The sequence below is a fragment of the Cognatiluteimonas weifangensis genome, assembly GCF_003416885.1.
Taxonomy (GTDB): Bacteria; Pseudomonadota; Gammaproteobacteria; order Xanthomonadales; family Xanthomonadaceae; genus Cognatiluteimonas; species Cognatiluteimonas weifangensis.
In genome coordinates, this window is the sequence record NZ_QVPD01000002.1 from 303,478 (window position 1) to 322,718 (window position 19,241).

17 protein-coding genes are annotated in these 19,241 nt (G+C 72.7%); all 17 read right to left on the reverse strand.

Annotation, left to right across the window (positions count from 1 at the left end; all coding sequences use genetic code 11):
- Positions 1 to 1,695, reverse strand: a complete 1,695-nt coding sequence (gene fliF, locus D0Y53_RS03080) for a flagellar basal-body MS-ring/collar protein FliF (protein WP_117201725.1) — start codon at positions 1,693 to 1,695, stop codon at positions 1 to 3.
- Positions 1,696 to 1,791: 96 nt separating this feature from the next.
- Positions 1,792 to 2,160, reverse strand: coding sequence for a flagellar hook-basal body complex protein FliE (gene fliE, locus D0Y53_RS03085; RefSeq protein ID WP_117201726.1), 369 nt, complete (start codon positions 2,158 to 2,160; stop codon positions 1,792 to 1,794).
- Between the two features lie 64 nt (positions 2,161 to 2,224).
- Complete coding sequence (locus D0Y53_RS03090; RefSeq protein WP_117201727.1) at positions 2,225 to 3,667, reverse strand: sigma-54 dependent transcriptional regulator; 1,443 nt, start codon at positions 3,665 to 3,667, stop codon at positions 2,225 to 2,227.
- The gene (locus tag D0Y53_RS03095) at positions 3,664 to 4,053 is read right to left on the reverse strand and encodes a response regulator (RefSeq protein WP_117201728.1); all 390 of its coding nucleotides are present in this window, start codon (positions 4,051 to 4,053) and stop codon (positions 3,664 to 3,666) included. The genes D0Y53_RS03090 and D0Y53_RS03095 overlap by 4 nt, the downstream gene beginning before the upstream one ends.
- 10 nt (positions 4,054 to 4,063) lie before the next feature.
- A complete protein-coding gene (gene rpoN / locus D0Y53_RS03100; protein WP_117201729.1) occupies positions 4,064 to 5,446 on the reverse strand; it encodes an RNA polymerase factor sigma-54 in 1,383 nt (460 codons plus the stop codon).
- A gap of 140 nt (positions 5,447 to 5,586) precedes the next feature.
- Positions 5,587 to 6,249: a response regulator transcription factor gene (locus tag D0Y53_RS03105; RefSeq protein ID WP_117201730.1), complete on the reverse strand. Its 663-nt coding sequence runs from the start codon at positions 6,247 to 6,249 to the stop codon at positions 5,587 to 5,589.
- A 139-nt stretch (positions 6,250 to 6,388) separates the two neighbouring features.
- On the reverse strand, positions 6,389 to 6,958 hold the full coding sequence (locus tag D0Y53_RS03110; protein ID WP_233511617.1) for a PilZ domain-containing protein: 570 nt from the start codon (positions 6,956 to 6,958) through the stop codon (positions 6,389 to 6,391).
- Positions 6,955 to 7,263, reverse strand: coding sequence for a flagellar protein FliT (gene fliT, locus D0Y53_RS13000; RefSeq protein ID WP_233511618.1), 309 nt, complete (start codon positions 7,261 to 7,263; stop codon positions 6,955 to 6,957). The genes D0Y53_RS03110 and fliT overlap by 4 nt, the downstream gene beginning before the upstream one ends.
- 10 nt (positions 7,264 to 7,273) lie before the next feature.
- Positions 7,274 to 7,669 (reverse strand): flagellar export chaperone FliS, encoded by a 396-nt coding sequence (gene fliS / locus D0Y53_RS03115; RefSeq protein WP_117201732.1) that lies wholly within the window; start codon positions 7,667 to 7,669, stop codon positions 7,274 to 7,276.
- A gap of 24 nt (positions 7,670 to 7,693) precedes the next feature.
- Positions 7,694 to 9,025, reverse strand: coding sequence for a flagellar filament capping protein FliD (fliD, locus tag D0Y53_RS03120; protein ID WP_158550559.1), 1,332 nt, complete (start codon positions 9,023 to 9,025; stop codon positions 7,694 to 7,696).
- Positions 9,026 to 9,182: 157 nt separating this feature from the next.
- The gene (locus D0Y53_RS03125) at positions 9,183 to 9,545 is read right to left on the reverse strand and encodes a flagellar protein FlaG (protein ID WP_117201734.1); all 363 of its coding nucleotides are present in this window, start codon (positions 9,543 to 9,545) and stop codon (positions 9,183 to 9,185) included.
- 74 nt (positions 9,546 to 9,619) lie between these two features.
- Positions 9,620 to 10,495, reverse strand: a complete 876-nt coding sequence (locus D0Y53_RS03130) for a flagellin N-terminal helical domain-containing protein (protein ID WP_117201735.1) — start codon at positions 10,493 to 10,495, stop codon at positions 9,620 to 9,622.
- Positions 10,496 to 10,807: 312 nt separating this feature from the next.
- Complete coding sequence (locus D0Y53_RS03135; RefSeq protein ID WP_117201736.1) at positions 10,808 to 12,109, reverse strand: RraA family protein; 1,302 nt, start codon at positions 12,107 to 12,109, stop codon at positions 10,808 to 10,810.
- Complete coding sequence (locus D0Y53_RS03140) at positions 12,106 to 13,428, reverse strand: hypothetical protein (protein WP_117201737.1); 1,323 nt, start codon at positions 13,426 to 13,428, stop codon at positions 12,106 to 12,108. Before D0Y53_RS03140 ends, D0Y53_RS03135 begins: the two co-directional genes overlap by 4 nt.
- A complete protein-coding gene (locus D0Y53_RS03145) occupies positions 13,425 to 15,890 on the reverse strand; it encodes an HAD family hydrolase (RefSeq protein WP_117201738.1) in 2,466 nt (821 codons plus the stop codon). Before D0Y53_RS03145 ends, D0Y53_RS03140 begins: the two co-directional genes overlap by 4 nt.
- Positions 15,891 to 16,135: 245 nt before the next feature.
- Positions 16,136 to 17,347, reverse strand: coding sequence for a flagellar hook-associated protein FlgL (gene flgL, locus D0Y53_RS03150; protein WP_117201739.1), 1,212 nt, complete (start codon positions 17,345 to 17,347; stop codon positions 16,136 to 16,138).
- A gap of 12 nt (positions 17,348 to 17,359) precedes the next feature.
- Positions 17,360 to 19,240, reverse strand: coding sequence for a flagellar hook-associated protein FlgK (gene flgK, locus D0Y53_RS03155; protein WP_117201740.1), 1,881 nt, complete (start codon positions 19,238 to 19,240; stop codon positions 17,360 to 17,362).
- Position 19,241: the final 1 nt, after the last annotated feature.

A 19,241-nucleotide genomic window follows, 5' to 3' on the forward strand; every position in this document is an offset into this window, starting at 1 on the left:
TCAGGCCTCCTCGCCGACCCAGTCGCGCACGACTGCCGCGACCCGTTTGGGATCGTTGCTGACCGCGCTGCGCGCAACCTGCAGCTTGTCGTCGAAGCTCATCGCATGGGCGGCGCTCGGGCCGCGGCTGGCGCCGGGACCGATCGCGACCGGGACCTCCTCGTCGTCGACGAGCTCGGCGCGCACCACCGGCTGCGCATGCGGGCGCGGCTGCAGTAACTGGCGGAAGGCCGGACGCAGCACGAACCACACCACCAGCAGCACCGCCAGCCCGCCGAGCAGGGTGCGCAGCAGGTCGCGCGCCTGCGGGTCCTGCCAGACCGGCGGGCCGCCGTCCTCCAGGTCCGGCACGGCGCCGCCGGCGAAGGGCTGGTTGACCACCGACACCACGTCGCCGCGCTGCGCGTCGAAGCCGATCGCCTGCTGCACCAGGGTCTCGATGCGCTTGAGCTCGGCGGGCGCGAGCACGCGGGTCCGGGTGTTGCCGTCGGCGTCGGGGGCGCCCTGCGGCAGGTTGTCGACCAGCACCGCGGCGGTGATGCGGCGGATGCGGCCGGGTGCCTGGCGGGTGTGGGTGAGGGTGCGGTCGATCTCGTAGTTGCGCACCGCGGTGCGCGAGGTCGGCCCGGTGAGCACCGTGCCGTCGTCGTCGGCGGCCGCGGCCTGCGCGGGTTGGGCAGTCGCGGCCGCGGCGGGCTTGCCGTTCGCCGCGGCGGCCGCCGGCGTGTTGCTGGCGCTGCCGGGCACGCCCTGCGCGGCCGCGTTGCCGGCGGCGGTCGGGGTCGCGTTGCCGGATTCGGCGATCTGCTCGCTGCGCACCATGCCGGCCTGCGGGCCGTAGGTCTCGCGCGCTTCCTCGGTCTGGGCGAAGTCCATGTCCACGCTGACCTGCGCGCTGACCCGGCCGGGGCCGGTCATCGGCTCGAGCAGCTGCTGGATGCGCTGCACGTAGACCGCTTCCTGGCGGCGCTGCTGGTCGAAGCGCTCGGCGCCGATGGCGGCCTCGCTGTCGCGGTCGGGCAGCGACAGCAGGCGGCCGAACTGGTCGACCACGGTGACCCGGTCGGGGGTGAGGTCGGGGATGCTGGACGCGACCAGGCGCTCGATCGCGTCCACCTGGCCCTGTTCCAGGCTGGCGCCGCTTTGCAGTTGCAGCACCACCGATGCGCTGGCGTCGGCCTTCTGCCGGGTGAAGGCGCTGGGCTTGGGCAGGGCGAGGTGCACGCGCGCCTCGCGCACCGGGCGCAGGTTGGCGATGGTGCGCGCGAGCTCGGTTTCCAGCGCGTGCTGGTAGCGCGCGTTCTCGATGAACTGGCTGGTGCCGAAGCCCTGGTCGCCCTCCATCGCGGCGAAGCCGCCGCCGTCGCTGGCGCCCAGCCCGGCGCTGGCCAGCGCCAGGCGCGCGTCGCCGACGCGGTCGGCCGGCACCGCCAGCGCGCCGCTGCCGGCATCCAGGCGGAACGGGATCTGCTTGCCGCGCAACAGGTCCGACGCGTCGGCGGTGGACTTGGCGTCGAGCCCGGCGTAGACCGGCACGAAGCCCGGCTTCTGCGTCCAGAAGAACAGCCACAGGCCGAGCGCGATCGCGGCCGCCGCCACCACCAGCAGGGCCAGCTGCCGCACCGCGGGGATGTCCTGCAGCCGGCCGATGTCCTTCAGGCCGCCGGGGGTTTTCGGGAGGGCGATGACGCTCATGGGCGCGTGTGCTTGTCGTCGTTGGTCGGTCGGGGGGAGGGCGTTGCGTCGTTCTTTCGATCACCCGCCGGTCGGCGGGCGCGACGGAGACCCGGCTCAGATCGGCATGTTCATCACTTCCTGGTATGCCTGGACCAGCTTGTTGCGCACCTCCACGGTGGCGCGGAAGGCGACCTGGGACTGCTGCATGGCGACCATGACGCGAGCGAGGTCGGCCTTGGGGTCGCCGAGTTCGAAGGCCTGCTGCAGTTCGCTTGCGGTCTGCTGGGTGCGGCTGACGTTGTCGATCGCGTGCGCCATGGTCTGCGCGAAGCCGCCGGCCGCGCCGCGCGCCTCCGCCGGCCCGCCGACGCCGCCGGGCGGGCCGGGGATGGCGGTCGACGGCGCGGCGTCGGCCGAGATGTCGCGCATGCGCATCTCGTGCGCACGGATCTGCGAGAGGATCGAGGAAATCGCGTCGGTCATGTCGGCGGTTCGTCACGAGCCGGGTGTCTGCCCTGGTACGTGCAAGCCGCGTGCCACGCCGGCGTCAGGCTTCCGCCGCCAGCTCGATCTCGCCGCCGTCGCGCTCGATGCCGTACTTGCGCAGCTTCTCCACCAGCGTGGTCCGGCGCAGGCCGAGCAGCGGCGCCGCGTGCGCCACCACGCCGCCGGTCTGGGCCAGCGCGGCGCGGATCAGGTCCAGTTCGACGTGGGCAATGTGGCTGCGCAGGTCGATGCCTTGCGGCGGCAGGCTGGTGGTGGGCGACAGGGTCGCCGGATCGACGACGGTGGCGGCCGCCGGCACCCGATCGGGCGCGGCCTGGGCCGTTTCCGGCACCGCGGCGCGGTAGCGGCCCGGCAGGTCGGCCGCGCGCACGGTCGCGCCTGGGTGCAGCACGGCCAGGCGCTCGAGCAGGTTGGCCAGCTCGCGCACGTTGCCCGGCCAGGCATAGTGCCGCAGCGCAGCGACCGCGTCCTGCGCCAGCCGCACCTGGCCGCGGCCGCCCTCGGCCAGCTGGCGGGTGATCGCCTCGATCAGGTCCGGCAGGTCGTCGCCGCGCTCGCGCAGCGCCGGCATCTCGATCGGGAACACGTTGAGCCGGTAGAACAGGTCCTCGCGGAACTTGCCCTCGGCGATGTGGCCTTCCAGGTTGCGGTGGGTCGCGGCGATCACGCGCACGTTGCAGTGGATCTCGGCGCCGCCGCCGACGCGCTCGAACACGCGCTCCTGCAGCACCCGCAGCAGCTTGACCTGCATCGCCATCGGCATGTCGCCGATCTCGTCCAGCAGCAGGGTGCCGCCCTCGGCCATCTCGAAGCGGCCCTTGCGCTGGGTCAAAGCGCCGGTGAAGGCGCCCTTCTCGTGGCCGAACAGCTCGCTTTCCAGCAGGTCCGGCGGGATCGCGCCGCAGTTGATCGCGACGAACGGCTTGTCCTTGCGCGGCGAGCGCACGTGGATCGCGCGCGCGGCGATCTCCTTGCCGGTGCCGGACTCGCCGAGGATCAGCACGGTGGTGTCGAATGCGGCGACCTGGTCGATCATCCGGGTCAGCCGCAGCACCGCCGGGCTGCGCCCGGTCGGGCCGAACGCCGGCTCCTCGCGGCGGGCGTCGTCGTCGATGCGCTTGAGGCTGGCGCGGCGCAGCAGTTCCTGCAGCTGGTCGCGCCGCGCCGGCCACGCCATCGGCCATACGGTGTCGGGATGGATGTCGCGGCGCCAGGCGGCGTCGTCGGCGTGGCCGGGCAGCTCCAGCAGCGGCGGGTGCAGCGCCTGCGCGGCCAGCCAGCGCACGAACTCCGGCCAGTGCGGATCCCCGCCGATGTCGCCGACGATCACCGCGACCCAGTCGCTGGCGTTGGCGCGCGCGAGGTCGAGGTCGGACGTCTCGGTGGCGAGGCGCGGGGTGAAATCCATGAATTCGAGCAGGGTGGCCAGGCGTTCGGCGCGCGCCGCGTCGGCGTCCAGCAGCAGGATGCGCGATTCGCTCATGCCTGCGCCTCCGGCGTGCGCCCGGCGACGCGCTCCAGGATCGGCATCACGTCGTGGATGTAGGCGAGCTTGCTGACGAAGGCGTCGGCGCCGGCGCGCAGGGTGTGCTCGCGGTGCTCGACGTCGTCGAAGTGGCTGGCGATGACGATGAAAGGCGCGTCGTCCTGGGCCTTGATCAGGCGCGTGGCCTGCAGCCCGCCCATCTCCGGCATGGCGAGGTCCATCAGCACCACGTCCGGGCGCAGCGCCTCGCACTGGGTGATCGCTTCGATGCCGTTGCCGGCCATGCCCGCGATCTCGATCCAGTCCAGCTTGCGCAGGTGGCGTACCGCGGCGTTGATGAAGCCCGGGTGGTCGTCCACCAGCAGGATCCTGAGCTTGCGCATGCCGGTCTCCTCAGGCCACCGCCGCGCGCGGCTGGGCGCGGCGGGCCGGCGCCGACGGGATGTCGAGCTGGTCACGATACTTCGCCACGGTGCGGCGCGCGATGCGCACGCCCTGGCGGGCGAGCAGGCCGGCGATCACGTCGTCGGCCAGCGGAGCGTTGGCCGGCTCGGTCTCGATCAGGCGCCTGACCATCGCCTTCACCGCGGCGGCGCCCACCTGCGCGCCCTCCAGCCGCACCGCGAACAGGCGCTTGAGCTCGAAGGTGCCGCGCGGGGTCTGGATGTACTTGCCGGTGGTGATGCGCGAGACGGTGGACTCGTGCATGCCGATCGCGTCGGCGACTTCCTTCAGCGTCAGCGGCGCGATCGCCTCCTCGCCGCGCTCCAGGAAGGCGCGCTGGCGCTCGACCAGCACCTGGGTCGTGCGCAGCAGGGTCTCGTTGCGCATCGCTACGCCGCGCACCAGCCAGCGCGCTTCCTCCAGCAGGCCGCGCAGGGCGGCGTGCTGGCCGGGCGCGTCGGCGAGCGCCTGTTCGCAATGCGGGGCGATGCGCACCCGCGGCAGGACCGCGTCGTTGAGCGCGACCCGCCACTTGCCGCCGGCGTGCCAGGCGACCACGTCGGGGACGATGTGGCCGCTGTCGGCGGCGACCGCTTCGACCGGATGCGGGCGCAGCGACAGCACCAGCGCGATCGCGGCGTGGACGTCGTCCTCGCCGGCGGCGAGCGCGCCGGCGAGTGCGGCTGCGTCGTGTGCGGCGAGCAGCTCGAGGTGGTCGGACAGGATGCGCGACGCCAGTTCGCGCGCGCGGCCAGTGGGCTGCAGCGCGAGTTGCGCGCGCAGGCATTCGCCGGGATCGGCCGCGGCCACGCCCGGCCATTCGCCGTGCAGCAGGCGCTGCCGCGCGACCTCGAGTTCCTCAGCGGCGATGCCGAGTTCCGTCGCGCCGCGCTGGCCCAGCGCTTGCACGTCGTGCTCCAGGTAGCCACGGTCGTCGCAGTGATCCAGCCAGAACGCCGCCATCGCCAGCGCATGCGGCCGCCACTGCAGGGCCAGCAGGGCGAGCAGGCGCTGGCGCCAGTCGCTGGATTCGCCGGCGGCGATGCGCGCGGTGGCCTCCTCGTCGCCGGCGTGGCCGCCGGCGGACAGGAACATCGGCTCGGGCAACTCGTCCCACGCGGCGCATTCCTGCGCGGCGGCGTCGGCGGCGGGGGCGTCGTCCTCGGCCTCGTCCTCGACAAGCTGGGACTCCAGCAGCGGATTGCGCTCCAGCGCCTGGCGCAATTCCATTTCCAGCTGCGGCGCGGTCAGCTGCAGCAGGCGGATGGTCTGCAGCAGTTGCGGCGTCAGGTTGAGCGTCTGCGCCTGCCGGGCCTGCAATGCCTGTTTCATGCTCCCCTCCGCCGGTGATGTCCCCGGGGATGAGGATGGACAGCGCCTGACGGAATCCGAATCGGGGCGTTCCTGTGGTCGGGTGGGGGCGGCCCCCAGTCGTGTCGGGGAATCCCCGACAGCGCGACGCGATTCCGTCGCTAGAGCCTGCCGCCGTCGAGCTTGCCATTGCCCAGCGGCACGGTGCGGTCGTACAGGCGCACCGCCATCCGCAGCAGCTCGACGGCGTTGCGGCAGCCCAGCGCCTCCATGATCCGCGCGCGATGGGTCTCGACCGTCTTCACGCTGATGCCGAGGTCGGCGGCGATCTGCTTGGTGGTGTGACCCTCGCCGAGCGCGGCCAGGATCTGCCGCTGGCGCGGGGGCAGCGCCTCGACGTCGCCCTTCGCCGCCGGTTGCGCGCGCAGCTGTGGCCCCGACACCTGCGGGCTGAGGAAGGTGCGGCCGTTGACCGCGGCGCGCAGCGCGATCTCGAGTTCGGCCGGCGCGCCCTCCTTGACCACGAAGCCGCTGGCTCCGCGTGCCAGCGCTGCGCGCACGTGCGACGGGTCGTCGTGCATGGACATGATCACCACGGCGCTGCCGGGCACCACCTGGCGCAGTTCGTCCAGCGCCTCGAAGCCGCTGCGCCCGGGCATGGACAGGTCGAGCAGGATCGCGTCGGGCAGGCATTGCCGCGCCCGCGCCACCGCCTCGTCCGCGCCGGCGGCCTCCGCCACGACCTCGACCCCGTCGAAGCCCTCCAGCAGCCGGCGCAGGCCGGCCCGCACCAGGGTGTGGTCGTCGCAGATGAGTACTCGCAAAGCGATGGTCCGTGGATCCCCTGTGCCCACCTTAGCCTTCATGCAGGCGAGGTGCCAACCCGCGCCGCCTGCCGTCGCGAAAACCGTGCGTTCACGCTGAACGCGGACACGCGGGGTGCGCCGCGCGGACATCGCTCCCTCAGGGGAAAGTCGCCCGCCGCCGCCCGGCGACTTCGCGCCGGTGCACGCGGAACAGGTGCCGTTCGAGCGCTGCGGACAGGCCCGCCCCGAGGCCGACGAAGCGCAGCCACAGGCGCGTGCCGCCGGTGCCCGCCTCGCTCGCCAGCACCTCGACCGGCAGCCGCAGCACCTGCGGCAGCCAGTCGGACGGCTGCACGCGCAGCCAGCCGGTGGCGCCGCCGGCGACGTCGCCGTCCCCGGCCTGCAGGCTGGCGCCCAGCGCCGACCAGCGCAGCGGGCGCACGGGATCATGGTCGTGGCCGCGCAGCAGGCTGCCGACGAGGGTGGTCAGCAGGTCGAGGCGGGCCTCGATGCGCTGCAGGGCGAGGCCGGTGGTGCCGCGTTCCTCGGGCTCCTCGCCGCGGCTGTCCTCGACCAGGGCGAGGGCTTGCAGGAAGGCTTCGGCGCGCAGGCTTTCCGCCTGCAGCTCCGTGGGCGCGTGCGGCCCGGGGGCGAAGCCTGCGGGGCGGCGCTCCTCGCAGGTCAGCGCCTCGCCGAACAGCACGGCGTCGGCCTCGCCGGGTTTCACGCGCCGGTGTCCGCGGCCTGGCTGAGGTAGCGGTGCGCGGCGCGGCGCTCGCGTTGCAGGCGGGCCAGCGCCTCGGCGGCCTGGTCGCGGCGCTGCTGCAGCTCCTGCATCAGCGTTTGTTGCTCGGCGAGCAGCTCGCGCCATGCCGGCAACTGCGCTTCCGGCGGCGGGTCGATCCACGCGGCGCGCACGGCGTGGTCGTGGCCGCGGACCAGGTCGGTGGCGCGCCCCCAGTCGCCGGCGGCGGCCGCGGCGCGGATGTCTTCGGTCGGCAGCACGGGCAGGACGCTGGTGCGGCGGTTCATGGTCGTTCTCCTACGGCGCCGGCGCCGCCGGCGCGATGGCGTTCCACGCGGACTGCAGTTCGGCAACCAGCGCGTCGGCTTCGCGGAACGCGGCGGCGTCGTTGCGCAGGTGCGCCTCGGTCAGGCGCCGCTGCAGGTAGTCGTACAGGGACTGCAGGCCGTCGGCGATGGTGCCGCCCGCCTCGTGGTCGAGCGCCCCCTCGAGGCCGCCGAGGATGGCGATCGCCTCGTTCACCGCCTGGCCCTTGCGCGCGACGTCGCCGCGCTCGAGGCTGGCGAGGGCGAGCTGCACGCGGTCGCGGAAACCGGCGAACATCAGCGCGACGAGCTGCTGTGGGCTGGCTTCCAGCACGGCGCTGGAGACGGCGGTCTGACGGTACTGGGCGGCGTAGGCGCGGGCGTTCATGGGCGGACGTTCATGGCGTTGGGCTCAGCCGCTCAGGCCGGCGAGCTGCTGGGTGAGGAAGGCGGACGTGGACTGCATCTGCGCCATCATCGCGTCGAGTGCGGTGAACTGGCGGCGGTAGTTGGCTTCCATCGCGGCCATGCGGCGGTCGAGCGCCTCGCGCTGGTCGGCGATCGCGTCGAGGCGGTCGTTGAGCGCTTCGGTACGGTCGCCGATGACGCCGTCGTCGCCGAGGTAGGCGGTGAAGGTGGCGCGCAGGCTGCCCGCGTAGTCGGCGCCGTCGCCCAGCACCGCGCGCACGGCGGTGGCGTCGGCGGCGATGGCCGCGTCGAACTTGGCGCCGTCGAGGGTGAGCGTGCCATCTTTCGCGGTGGTGAGGCCGAGCCTGGACATCTCCGCGTACGCGGTGCCCATCGCGGTGCGCAGCGCCTGGGTGATCGCGCGCGGGGTGGCGTCGCCGCTGAGGGTGGCCCCCGCGGTGTCCTTGTCGCCGGCTGCGCTCTGCGTGCGCAGGGTGGCGATCGCGTTGTTGTAGGCCTTGACGAAGGCCTCCATGCGGGTGCGCAGCGAGCTGCCGTCGGCGCCGATGGCGAGGTCGAACGATTGGCCGGGCTGCGCCTTGGCGAGGTCCAGGGTGACGCCGTCGATCAGGTCGGTGAGGTGATTGGAAGCGCTGGTGCGCTGGACCCCGTCCACCCACACTTCCGCATCCTGCGCGGCGGTCACCTCGGTGAGCGAGGCGTTGGTGAGCGCGGACAGTCCGCCGTCGCCGCCGCTGGCGGTCAGCGACAGCGAGCCGTCGATGCCCGTGCGCGGCGAGGTCAGTACCAGCACGTCGCCGGCGTCGCCGTGCACGATGCTCGCGCTGATGCCCTGGCTGCCGACCTTGGCGTTGATCGCGTCGCGGATGTCGGCGAGGGTGCCTTCGCCTTGCGCGATGTCGACCTCGATCGGGTCGTCGCTGCCCACTTGCAGGGTCAGCTTGCCGTAACCGATCTGGGCGTCGGTGGCGAACGCGGCGGATTGCAGCTTGTGGGCGGTGGCGAGTTTCTCCACGCGCACGGCGTAACTGCCTGGCGCGGCCGTCGTGTCGGCACTGGCGGTGAAGCCGGCGCCGTCGGCGACGATGGCCTTGCGGCCGGGGTCGGCGCCGCTGCCCTTGAAGGCGTCGAGCGCGGTCTGCAGGCCCGACAGTGCGCCGTTGAGCGCGCCGAACGCGGAAATCTGCGCCCTGGTGCTGGACTCGTCGCGCTTGAGCCGGTTGTCCGCCGGCGCGCGTTCGGCCGCGATCAGGCCGGACACCAGGCCGTTGACGTCCAGGCCGGAGCCGATTCCTGCACTGACGATGCTGGCCACGGAGCCTCCTGCGGCGCGGAAGGGGTTGCTTCGTAGGGGATAACGGCGTGGCCGTTGCGATCTTGAGGTGTGCAAGCGGCGTGCCAGCGGCGGCCGCACAGGTGGGGGAGGGGCCGGTCGTGGGTTGCCGGCCGGTGCGGCGCGCGTGGCGGGCGGATCAGGCCCGTTCGTCCAGCAGGCCGCCGCCGGCGCGCAGGCGACGGGCGATCCGCAGCGCGGTTTCGCTGGGGACCTGCCGCAGCACCTCGCCGGTGCGCTCGTCGATGATGCTGATGGCGACGGTGCCCAGGTCCTCGATCACGCGGAAGTGCAGGCGGGTGGAGGTCGTCGCCAGCAGTTCGTCGAACTGGTGCTGCAACTGCCGGGCGTCGCGCGCCTGCGGACGGGCGGTGGTGCCGGTGGCCGGGGCGGGCGGCGTCGCAGGCGCGCCCGGCGCGGCGCCGCGGGTGGGCGTGGGCGCTGCCGGGATGGCGCCGGCAGCGGCGGGAACGATGGCGGAAGCGGGCGCGATGGCGGGCATGGCGACTTCCCTGCAAAGCCGCAGGGGAGGCTGCCTGCGCAGCCTCCCCTGGGGGTGTCACGGGAGCGGAGCGATCACCGCAGCAGGCTGAGTACGCTCTGCGGCGCCGAGTTGGCCTGGGCGAGCATCGCGGTACCGGCCTGGGTCAGGATCTGCGTGCGGGTCAGCTCCGCGGTCTCCTTGGCGAAGTCGGCGTCCATGATGCGGCTGCGCGCGGCGGACACGTTCTCGACCGAGATCTGCAGGCTGGAGATGACCGACTCGAAGCGGTTTTGCGCCGCACCGTAGGTGGCGCGCTCGGCGTTGACCTTGTCCAGCGCGACATCGATGTCCTTGATCGCGTTGGTGGCGGCGGTGGCGTCGGCGGCGATGTCGGAGGTGCCGGTGACCGTCTTCAGCACGTCCTGCGCCGTATCGGTCGCCTGCAGGCCGCCGCTGGTGCCGGCGGTACCGCCCGACAGCTGGTTGCGCGACACGGAGACCACGTCGTTGCTGGTGGTGCCGGCGCCGACCTGGAAGGAGAACGAGGACGAGCCGGTGAACAGCGAGGTGCCGTTGAAGGTGGTGCCGTCGATGACGCGCGAGATTTCCGACTGCAGCTGGGCGAACTCGAGGTCGAGGTTGCTGCGGTCGCCGGAGCTGTTGGTGGCGTTGGCCGACTGCACCGCCAGTTCGCGCATGCGCTGCAGGGCGTCGCCGATCTTGCCGAGCGCGCCTTCGGCGGTCTGCGCCAGCGAGATGCCGTCGTTGGCGTTGCGGATCGCGACGTTGGAGCCGCGGATCTGGGCGTTCATGCGCTCGGCGATGGCGAGGCCGGCGGCGTCGTCCTTCGCGCTGTTGACGCGCAGGCCCGACGACAGACGCTGGATCGAGGTCGCCAGGCCCAGGTTGTTGGTGTAGAGGTTGCGCTGGGCGTTCAGCGACATCACGTTGGTGTTGACGACAGACATTGTTGGGTCTCCTGGACTGGTTGCCGGCGGGCAGGGCCACGGCCGGGGTTACCGCAGAAGATGCCGATGGTGGCCCCGTCCTCTGCTGTGGCAGATAACGGCCAGGGCGGCGCTGGCTTTAGCGCCCGGCGTGCGATTTCTGTGATGCAAGGCAGGGAAATCCCGGGCGGGGCCGCCGCGAGGGCGGCAGGCGCAGGCCGCATGCCCCGTGAACGCCCGCGCTGCGGCTTCGCCCGTGTCCCCCGTGGATTCCCGTCGCGTCGCGTGCTGGCGGGCAAGCGCCATCCGTCGCGACGGGAATCCGCGGGCGGCTCAGAAGAACCCGTACTCGCGGGTGAGCCGCTCCACTTCCGCGCCTTCGGAGATGTCGATCAGGATGCGCTTCTCGTTGGTCGCCACGCGCAGCGCGGCGTCCAGCACCGACGCTTCCACCCGACGCGGGATCACGACCAGCCCTTCGCGGTCGCCGAACACCAGGTCTTCCGGCGCCACCCGCACGCCTTGGATCGTCACCGGCTTGTTGACGCTGTCCAGGGTCGCGCGCTTGCGCACGTCCTGGCACGAATAGCCCTGCGCGAACACCGGCAGACCGAGCCGCACCACGTCGGCGCTGTCGCGGGTCATGCCGCCGACCACCACGCCGGCCGCGCCGCGGCGGATCGCGAGGTTGGCGTTGAGCTCGCCGAAGTAGGCGTACTGGCCGATCTCGTTCTCGACCACGATGACGTCGTTGGGCACCACCGTCGCGTAACTGTCCAGCGCCTTGTAGATGCCGCGGAAATCCTCGCCATCCTCCAGCTTGCGCAGGCGCAGGGTCTTGGCGCGGCCGAGCATGCGCACGTCCGGCAGGTTGGGCGCGAGGCCGCGGACGACCTGGTCGGGATAGCCGTGGTCGTCGAGGATGTCCGACAGCATCGGGCTCGACAGCAGGCCCTTGAGGTTGTTGAGCAGGCAACGGTCGCGTTCGCGGCGACCGGCCTCGATCAGTTCCGCGAGCGCGAAGTCCTCGGGCCAGTTGACGTCGATCGCCTCCAGTGGACTGGCTTCCAGCAACAGCGGATGGTCGCCGATGCGGCGCTCCAGGCGCAGCGCGGCGTCGCGACGGACGATGTACAGGCCCATCGTCTCGATCACCGTCTCGTCGAGGGTGAAGCTGTTGGGAATGTTGGCGATGTCGTAGCTCGGCCGGCCGTTGCGCCAGGTGTACAGCCGCTCCTTGCGCACCAGCACCGCCGAGTCGTGCGGCGTGCCGGGTAGCGCCAGCGTCTCCACGCCGCGGCGCACGGTATCCGGCTCGATGAAGGGGCTGGTGCACAGCGCCTGCAGGTAGATGTCGGCCTCGACCTGGCGCACCTGGTTCATGAACAGGCGGTTGCCGTCGGTCGCATTGCTGGCGAGCTTCGGGTCGCGCATCAGCACCCGGCAGTCGCGCTCGGCGGCCATCGCCGCGATCTCCTCCGACTCGGTATCGAGGCACACCTCGTCGATGAAGTCGCAGGCCAGCAGCTTGTCGAGGGTGTGCAGGAACAGCGGCTTGCCGTCGAGCAGGCGCACGTTCTTGTTGCCGATGCGGTCGCTGTTGCCCTTGGCGGGGAGGAAGGCGACGGTCTTCATGCGGGTTCTCCGATGGAACAGGCGGCGAGGATCCGCTGCGCGAAGCGGTCGATGCGGTCGGCGACCGGCTCGGCCTGCGGCACCGCCTGGGCGGCGATGAAGTCGGCGAGTTCGACGACGCCGTTGCGCACGTGCAGGGCGCGGTCGTCCTCGCGGACGAGGTGGCGCTCGCACAGCAGGCCGACCAGGGCACGGGCATTGGCGCGCTTGCGGGGCCCGTCGCGGTCGGCCAGCCAGGCAGCGACGCAGGCGCCGAGGTCGGCCGCACGCGCGGGCGCGTAGGCCGCTTCGGCCGCGGTCGCCGGGCTGCGGCCGAGGACCAGCAGCGGCTTGTCGCGCAGCAGGGCCTCGTACTGCAGCGTGGTGGTGCCGATGCAGGCGACGCGGTCTGCGTGCTCGAGCAGCCCCGCGATCGGCACGCCGTCGGCCTCGACGAAACGCGGCGGCAGGCGCAGCGGGTGGCGGAGCACCTCGCGGTTGATCGGATGGTCGCGGAACAGCACCGTCGCATCGGTCGGCAGGGCGGCGTCGAGCGCGTCCACGATCGCCTGCAGATCCGGCCACAGCGGCTGGCTCAGGCCGATCGTGCGCAGCGCGGTGGGTTCGATCGAGGAGCCGATCGCGCTGGTGAGGACGAGCACACTCGGTCCGTCGCCGCGCGGGAGGGCGACGACGTCCGTGCCCTCGCGCGGCGGGTGGCGGTCCACCGGCGCCGACAGCGACAGCGCGCGCGCGGCATCGAACGCTTCGCCGACCTGGCGGGCGAGATCCATGCGCAGGCCGGCGTGCAGGGCGAAGGCGACGCGACTGTCGTCCCAGGCGTTCACTTCGCCGGCTTGCACCTGGTAGGTGCCCGCAAGCTGTCCGCGCTCGAAGCACCAGACCGGCACGTCGCTGGCCTGCAGCACGTTGCGCGCGACACGGCTGTGCGGGTGGGTGGTGTTCCACAGCAGCGCCCCGGACGGCCGCAGCTCCTCGGCGATCGCCTGATAGAACCATTCGCACTTCGCGGTTGCACGCGCGAAGGTGTCGGCCCCGGCCACACTGCCCGACCAGGCGCGCTCGGCCAGCGCCACCGGCGCGATCGCGTGGAAAGGCGCCAGGTCCTGCAATGGGATCTCGCGGTCGAAACCGAGGATCGAGTAGGGGATCTGGATCTGCGGATATTCGAGCTCGGGCGCGTGCCTGGTTGCGAGCACGACGAGCTGGGTGCTCTGCTCGGCCAGTGCATCGCCCAGCCGATTGAGGAAGCGCGCGCAGCGCGGATCGCTGAGGGCGAAACAGCTGGCGACGCAGATCTGGTCGTGGTCGGTGTTCATGCGGCGAGGTCTCCGGCCGGGGTGGCCATGCGCCCGAGAAGCGGGCGATAGACGAGTTCCAGCACCAGTGACCCGGCGAACGGCACGCTGCCCGCGGGCAGCATGGAGAAGGCGCCTTCGGAGGCGCATTCGAGCAGGCCATCGCCGTGGTCGGCGGTCTGGTCGTGGATCAGGCGCGCGCGGACGTCGAAACCCTCCTGATCGCTGGACAGCAACTCGACCGGCAGCACCCGCGCTTGCAGCAGCTGAAGCCATCGGTGGCGTTCGCCGAACAGCAGGCCCACGTGCGCGTTGCCGCTGCCCAGCGGCACGCGTGCGCGGTAGAAACCGTCGTAAGTGGCCTGTGCGGCTACCGCCCGGCGAGTCGCCTCGCGCGCGGTGGTGTAGAGCACGGTCAGGCCGTCCTCGCGCAGGCTCCAGTCGGAGGAACGCAGGCTGAGGCGGTCGCGGTGCACCGCCAGCGTGGCCAGGCTGAGCTCCACGCCGCAATGGCGCAACTCGTGGGCGAGGTTGCGGCGCAGTTTCGGCCGCATGCGGGTGGAGAAGAAGATGCCGTCGCGGCGGAGGTCGGCGATCGCCTGTTCCGGATCCGCGATCCGCACCGCGATGTCCGAGCCCATGTTCTCGTCCATCGCGAACGACTGGAACAGGGACAGTTCGCCGCGGGAGGGCAGGTACAGCAGCCGCACCAGCTCGGCGAGGGTCGCGTCGCGCAGCGCGTCCTCCGTACAGGTCGGCGCGTTTTCCGCGGCCTCGCGCACGAAGACGATGGCGTGGTCCTGGATGCGGGCGACGGTCTGCGCCTGCTGCGGCGCGATCACCTGTGCCTCCAGCACCGGCGTGCCGTCGTCCGCGTAGTCGCGTACCGATCCGGTGTCGGTGGTGCACAGGGTCTCGAGCGTCGCCATGAACGGGATCAGGGTGCGGATCGTCTGCTCGCCGTGACGCGCGCGGTCGATCAGCGCCGTGCGCTCGCCACCGGCGCCTGCCTGCGGGTAGCACATCAGGTACCAGCCGAGCAGGCCGACGCTCCACTCCTCGCGCATCATCGGCGCCAGCGCGCGCTGGATGTTGCCGAAATAGCCGAGGTCGACCATCGCCAGGGTATCGCCGGCCTGCAGGTCCAGTTCGGCGACGAGGTGCCGGCGCATGCGCTCGCGATAGGCGGCCGACCAGCGCAGGATGCGCTGCACGACCGCCGGCGCGCGCACTTGGGCGACGAACGCGTCGTGGCCGCCGCCGGCGCGCTCGACCTTGCGCAGGATCTCGTCCGCGGCCGCCCCGGTGATGCCGAACTGCTTGAGGATGGTCGCGTACTGCCGGCTCCGGGAATGCATCGCCAGGTAGCGGTCGATGTCCTCCTGGGCGCGGAAGCCGGCGGCGAAGGCGGTGAAGCGGGAGATGTAGACGGGCTTGCCGATTTCCCCGCCGGCGAGCGCGGTGCAGGCGCGCCAGGGCAGGTGGCCGTCGCGCATCAGGAAGGCGATCTTCAGGCGCTGGCCGGCGGCGAGTGCCTCCTGCCGGCGGGCCAGGATCCAGCTGGCGAAGCCGTGCATCATCGGGCCGAGGCTGGCCTGGCCGAGATCGCGCACGGGATCCTCGGCGTCCAGGTCGAGTCGGGCCAGCACCGCGTGCCAGGGCGAGGGCATCCCGCGGCTGCGTTCGACCTCGGGATCCACCAGCCGCAACGCGGTGCCCTGATCTTCCATCCGGTCGGCGATGTGCCGGGGGAAGCGGTGCAGCAGGCGCGCGCGCAGTCCCGCCTGCACGGGCGCCTGCAGGTCCGCGTTGGGGTTGTCGCCGACGTGCAGGGTGTCGGCGGCCGACAGCGCGCCGCCGCGGCACAGGCGCTCGAACAGGCCGGTGCCCTTGCTCGCGCCGTGCTCGCAGGAGACGAACACGCGCCCGATGGCCGCGTAGGCGTCCCGGGGCAGGCAATGCGCCAGCAGGCGACGCAACTGAGGTTCGCGCAGGTAGATGTCGCTGACGATGACGACCTCGAGACCGCGCGCCGCCGCATCGCGCAGCAGCGCGACCGCGGCCGGCAGCGGGAAGCAGGCCTCGCATTCGGCCTGCAGTTCCTCCTCCTCGATCTCGGCGAGGTGCGCGTCGTCGAGCCCGGGCGCGGCGGTGCGCAGGATGTCGCGCAGCGACACTTCCCACGCCCCGGTGCGCACGAACGCCAGCCGCCTTGCCAGCTGCTCGCCGCGCTGGCGCTGGCCGGCGTCCAGCCCCGCGCGGGCGAAGGCGGGACGCTGCTGCAGGCTGAAGAAGACGTCGGTGGGCTTGTGCACGCGCCGCCAGAGCAGGGTGTCGAAGCAGTCCAGCGACAGGACCTTGACGTCCGGGTACTCGTCCAGCAGGCGCGGCAGTTCGCGCACGGACACCGTGTCCAGCTCGGAGATCTCAAGGGAAGCGAAGGCTGTCATCGGCACGCTGCGCTGGAAGGACGCCGCTTCCATGCAATTCGCGTTCCAGCAAGACGGGCCTGGGCGACGCGCATCCGCCCGCCCCCGCGCGGGCCACGGTGCGGCCGGGCGTCGGCAGGCGTCGACGGGCGAAGGCCTGCGCGCTCGGAGCAGCCCGGTCAGGCCACCACGGGAGTCGCCGGGGCGGGTGCGGCGCGGACGCGGCTCGCGCCGCGGCGGTCGGGCTGTCGCGGCACTGCCTGTCGCGCGGCGGCCGCGTCGGGCGTCGTCGGCCGGCCTCAGAGCCGGTCGAACAGCGAACCCGCCTGCATCCGCACCATCAGCCGCTGGGCCGCCTCCAGCGCAACCATCTTCAGGTTGAGCTGGCTGATCGCCTCGGTGAGGTCGGTGTCGCGCAGGTCGGAGAGCATCGTGCGGAAGCTCTCGTCGTCGGCAAGGCGGCGGTCGGCGGCCTGGTCGAGCTCGTTGCGGCGCACGCCGGTGTCGGCGCGCAGGTCGAGGAAGTGCTGCTGGGCCTGGTCGACGTCCTTCAGGCCCGCGGTCAGCGCGTTGCGGCGGCGGACGCGGTCGGCGTCGGTCAGGGCCGGAGTGTCGAGCGCGTCGGCGAGCTGCTGCAGGGTGGCGAACACGTCCTGGTTGGGCGCGCGCTGCAGGGTGAAGCTGTCGCCCGCGGCGGGCGTGCCGGAGACCTGGAACTGCGCGCCCTGCGCGACGATCGCCTGGCCGGGCGTGTAGCTGCCGGCCACCGGCGGCGCCAGCGGATTGCCGGCCCCGTCGACGACTTCGTAACTGCCGGGGCCGCTGAAGCGCAGGGTCAGCGTGGCGCCGTTCCAGGCGGCCGGATCGATGACCTGCGCCGTTTCCAGCACGCCGGTGCCGGTGTTGGCGGCGGCGGCGCGCGCGCGGCTGGTGCCGTCGCCGGTGCGCACGCGCAGGAACACCTCGCTGCCGGGGTTGCTGTCGCGCACGCTGGCGTCGGGACCGATGTCGATGACGTTTTGCCCGTCGTCGCCGCTGTAGGCCACGCTGCCGGCATTGTCGGTGAAGGGCACCACGCCGTCGCGGGTGCCGGCGAACAGGCGCCGCCCGGCGCCGTCGTCGCGGTTGGCGATCTGCAGCAGGCCGGCGCGCAGGCTGCGCAGTTCCAGCGCGATCGCGCGGCGGTCGGGATCGGACAGCGAGTCGTTGTTGGCCTGCACCGCGAGCTCACGCGCGCGCAGCAGGATGTCGCCGGAATCGCTGAGCGCGGATTCCTGCTGGCGCAGGCGGCTGTCGGCGATGGTGGCGTTGCTGCCGTACTGCTCCAGCCGGGCGAGCAGGTGATCGAGCCGCTGCGACGCAGCCATGCCGGCGGGGTCGTCGGCGGCGCGGGTAAGGCGCACGCCGCTGTTGATCTGCTGGTTGAGCTTTGCGATCTCGCCCTGGCGCAGCTGCATGCTGGACAGGCCCTGGGCGAACAGGCCGCTGGTGGACACGCGCAGGTTGGTCATCGCGTTGGCTCCTCAGCGGCGCACGGCGGCGAGCAGGGTCTGGAACAGGGTGTCGGCGGTCGCCATCACCTGCGCGGCGGCCTGGTAGGCCTGCTGGAAGCGCAGCATGTCGGCGGCCTCCTCGTCGAGGTTGACGCCCGACAGCGAATCGCGCTCGGCGCCGATCTGGTCGTGGATGGTCTGCTGCGCCTGCAGCGACAGGTCGGCGTGGTGCGCCTGCCCGCCCGCCTGCGCGGTGAGCTGCGACAAGCCGGTGGCGACGCTGGTCAGGCCGCCGTCGAGCACCCCCTTCGCGTCGAGCGCGGCCAGCGCGCGTGCGTTGGCGTTGTCCGAGGAGCGCGGCGGCGTGCGTGCGAGGGTGAAGCTGTCGCCGGCCGCCGGCGTGCCCTCCAGGGTCAGCGACCAGCCGCCCGCGGCGATCGGCGTGCCCGGTGCGTAGGCGAACGGGCCGGCGCCGTCGATGGTGTAGCTGGTGCTGTCGAGGAACTCGATGGTCGCGCCGGCGAAGGAGGCGAACGCGGTCGTGTCGGTGATTGCGGTGCCGGCCGCGCGCGCGCTGCCGATGTTGCCGCTGTCGGCAGCGACCTGCAGGGGCGCGGCGGCGGCGATCGCCAGCGGATCGCTGACGGCGACCCGCAGGCCGGCCGGCGCACCGGTGGTCGGGCTGACCAGGAAGCGGTCGCCGCTGGCGGCGGCACCGCCGACGACCAGCGACAGCCCGTCGACGAGGAAGGGATCGGCAGCGCTGCCGGTGCCGGTCATCGCCACGGTCTCGCCGCTGTCGGCACGGGTCGCGTTCCACGCACTGCCGTCGAAGCGCAGCACGAGGTCGGTGCCCTGCAGCGCGCCGAGGTCGGCGACGGCGGCGGCCAGGGTCGCGCTGCCGTCGTTGCCGGCGTGCGCGGCGGTGCGCGGCGCGGCGAGGGCGAACAGCGCCGCGCCGGCGTCGCCGTTGTAGTCCACGCCCGCCGCCTGCTGCGCGTTGAGGCTGCCGGCGAAGGCGATGGCGAGGCGGCCGAGCTCGGCGCGCGCCGGATCGAGCAGGCTGCCGCGGAATTCGAGCAGGCCGCCGAGTTCGCCGGAGACGCTGCCCGCGCCCAGCGTGACCGCGCCGGCGGGGGTGGCGAGTGCCAGCTGCAGGCGGTCCGGCCGGTACGGGTCGGCGATGGTCGACAGCGTCTGCGTGCGCTGGCCGAGCACCAGCGCCTGGCCGCCGGCGGTGAACACGTTGAGCGCGCCGTCGTCCTGCGCCACCGTGGTCGCGCCGACCAGGCCGGACAGCTGGTCCACGCGCAGTGCGCGCGCATCCAGCAGGTCGGGCGAGGCGTTGCTGCCGGCAGCGGCGATGTCGCGGTTGAGGTTGGCGATCTCGGTGGCGAGGCGGTTGACGTCGGCCACCGCGCCGGCGATGCGCTGGTCGGTCTCGTGGTCGAGCTGGGCCAGGCGGCCGTCGAGCGTCTGCCAGCGGTCGGCCAGGCGGGTGGCGGCGGACAGCAGCTGGCTGCGCGCGGTGCGCGAGGTCGGCTCGGAGGCGACGCCGTCCATCGCGGTGAAGAATTCGGACAACGGCCGGGTGAGCGAGGTCGCGCTGTCGGAGAACAGCGCATCGACGCGGTCGCTCATCGCCGAGAGCTGCTTCAGCCGGCCCAGTTCGCCGCTGCTGTCGACCTGCCGCGCGAACACCAGTCCGTCGGCCAGGCGTTCGAGGTTCTGCGCATACACGCCCGCGCCGACGTAGGTCTGGGACGTGCCGCTGCCCGGGCGGGTGGCGAGGTCCACGCGCTGGCGGCTGTAGCCCGGCGTGTTGACGTTGGCGACGTTGTGGCTGGTGGTCGCCAGCGCGCGCTGGAAGGCGAGCAGCGCCGAGCTTCCGGTGGCGAGCAGGTCGGCCATC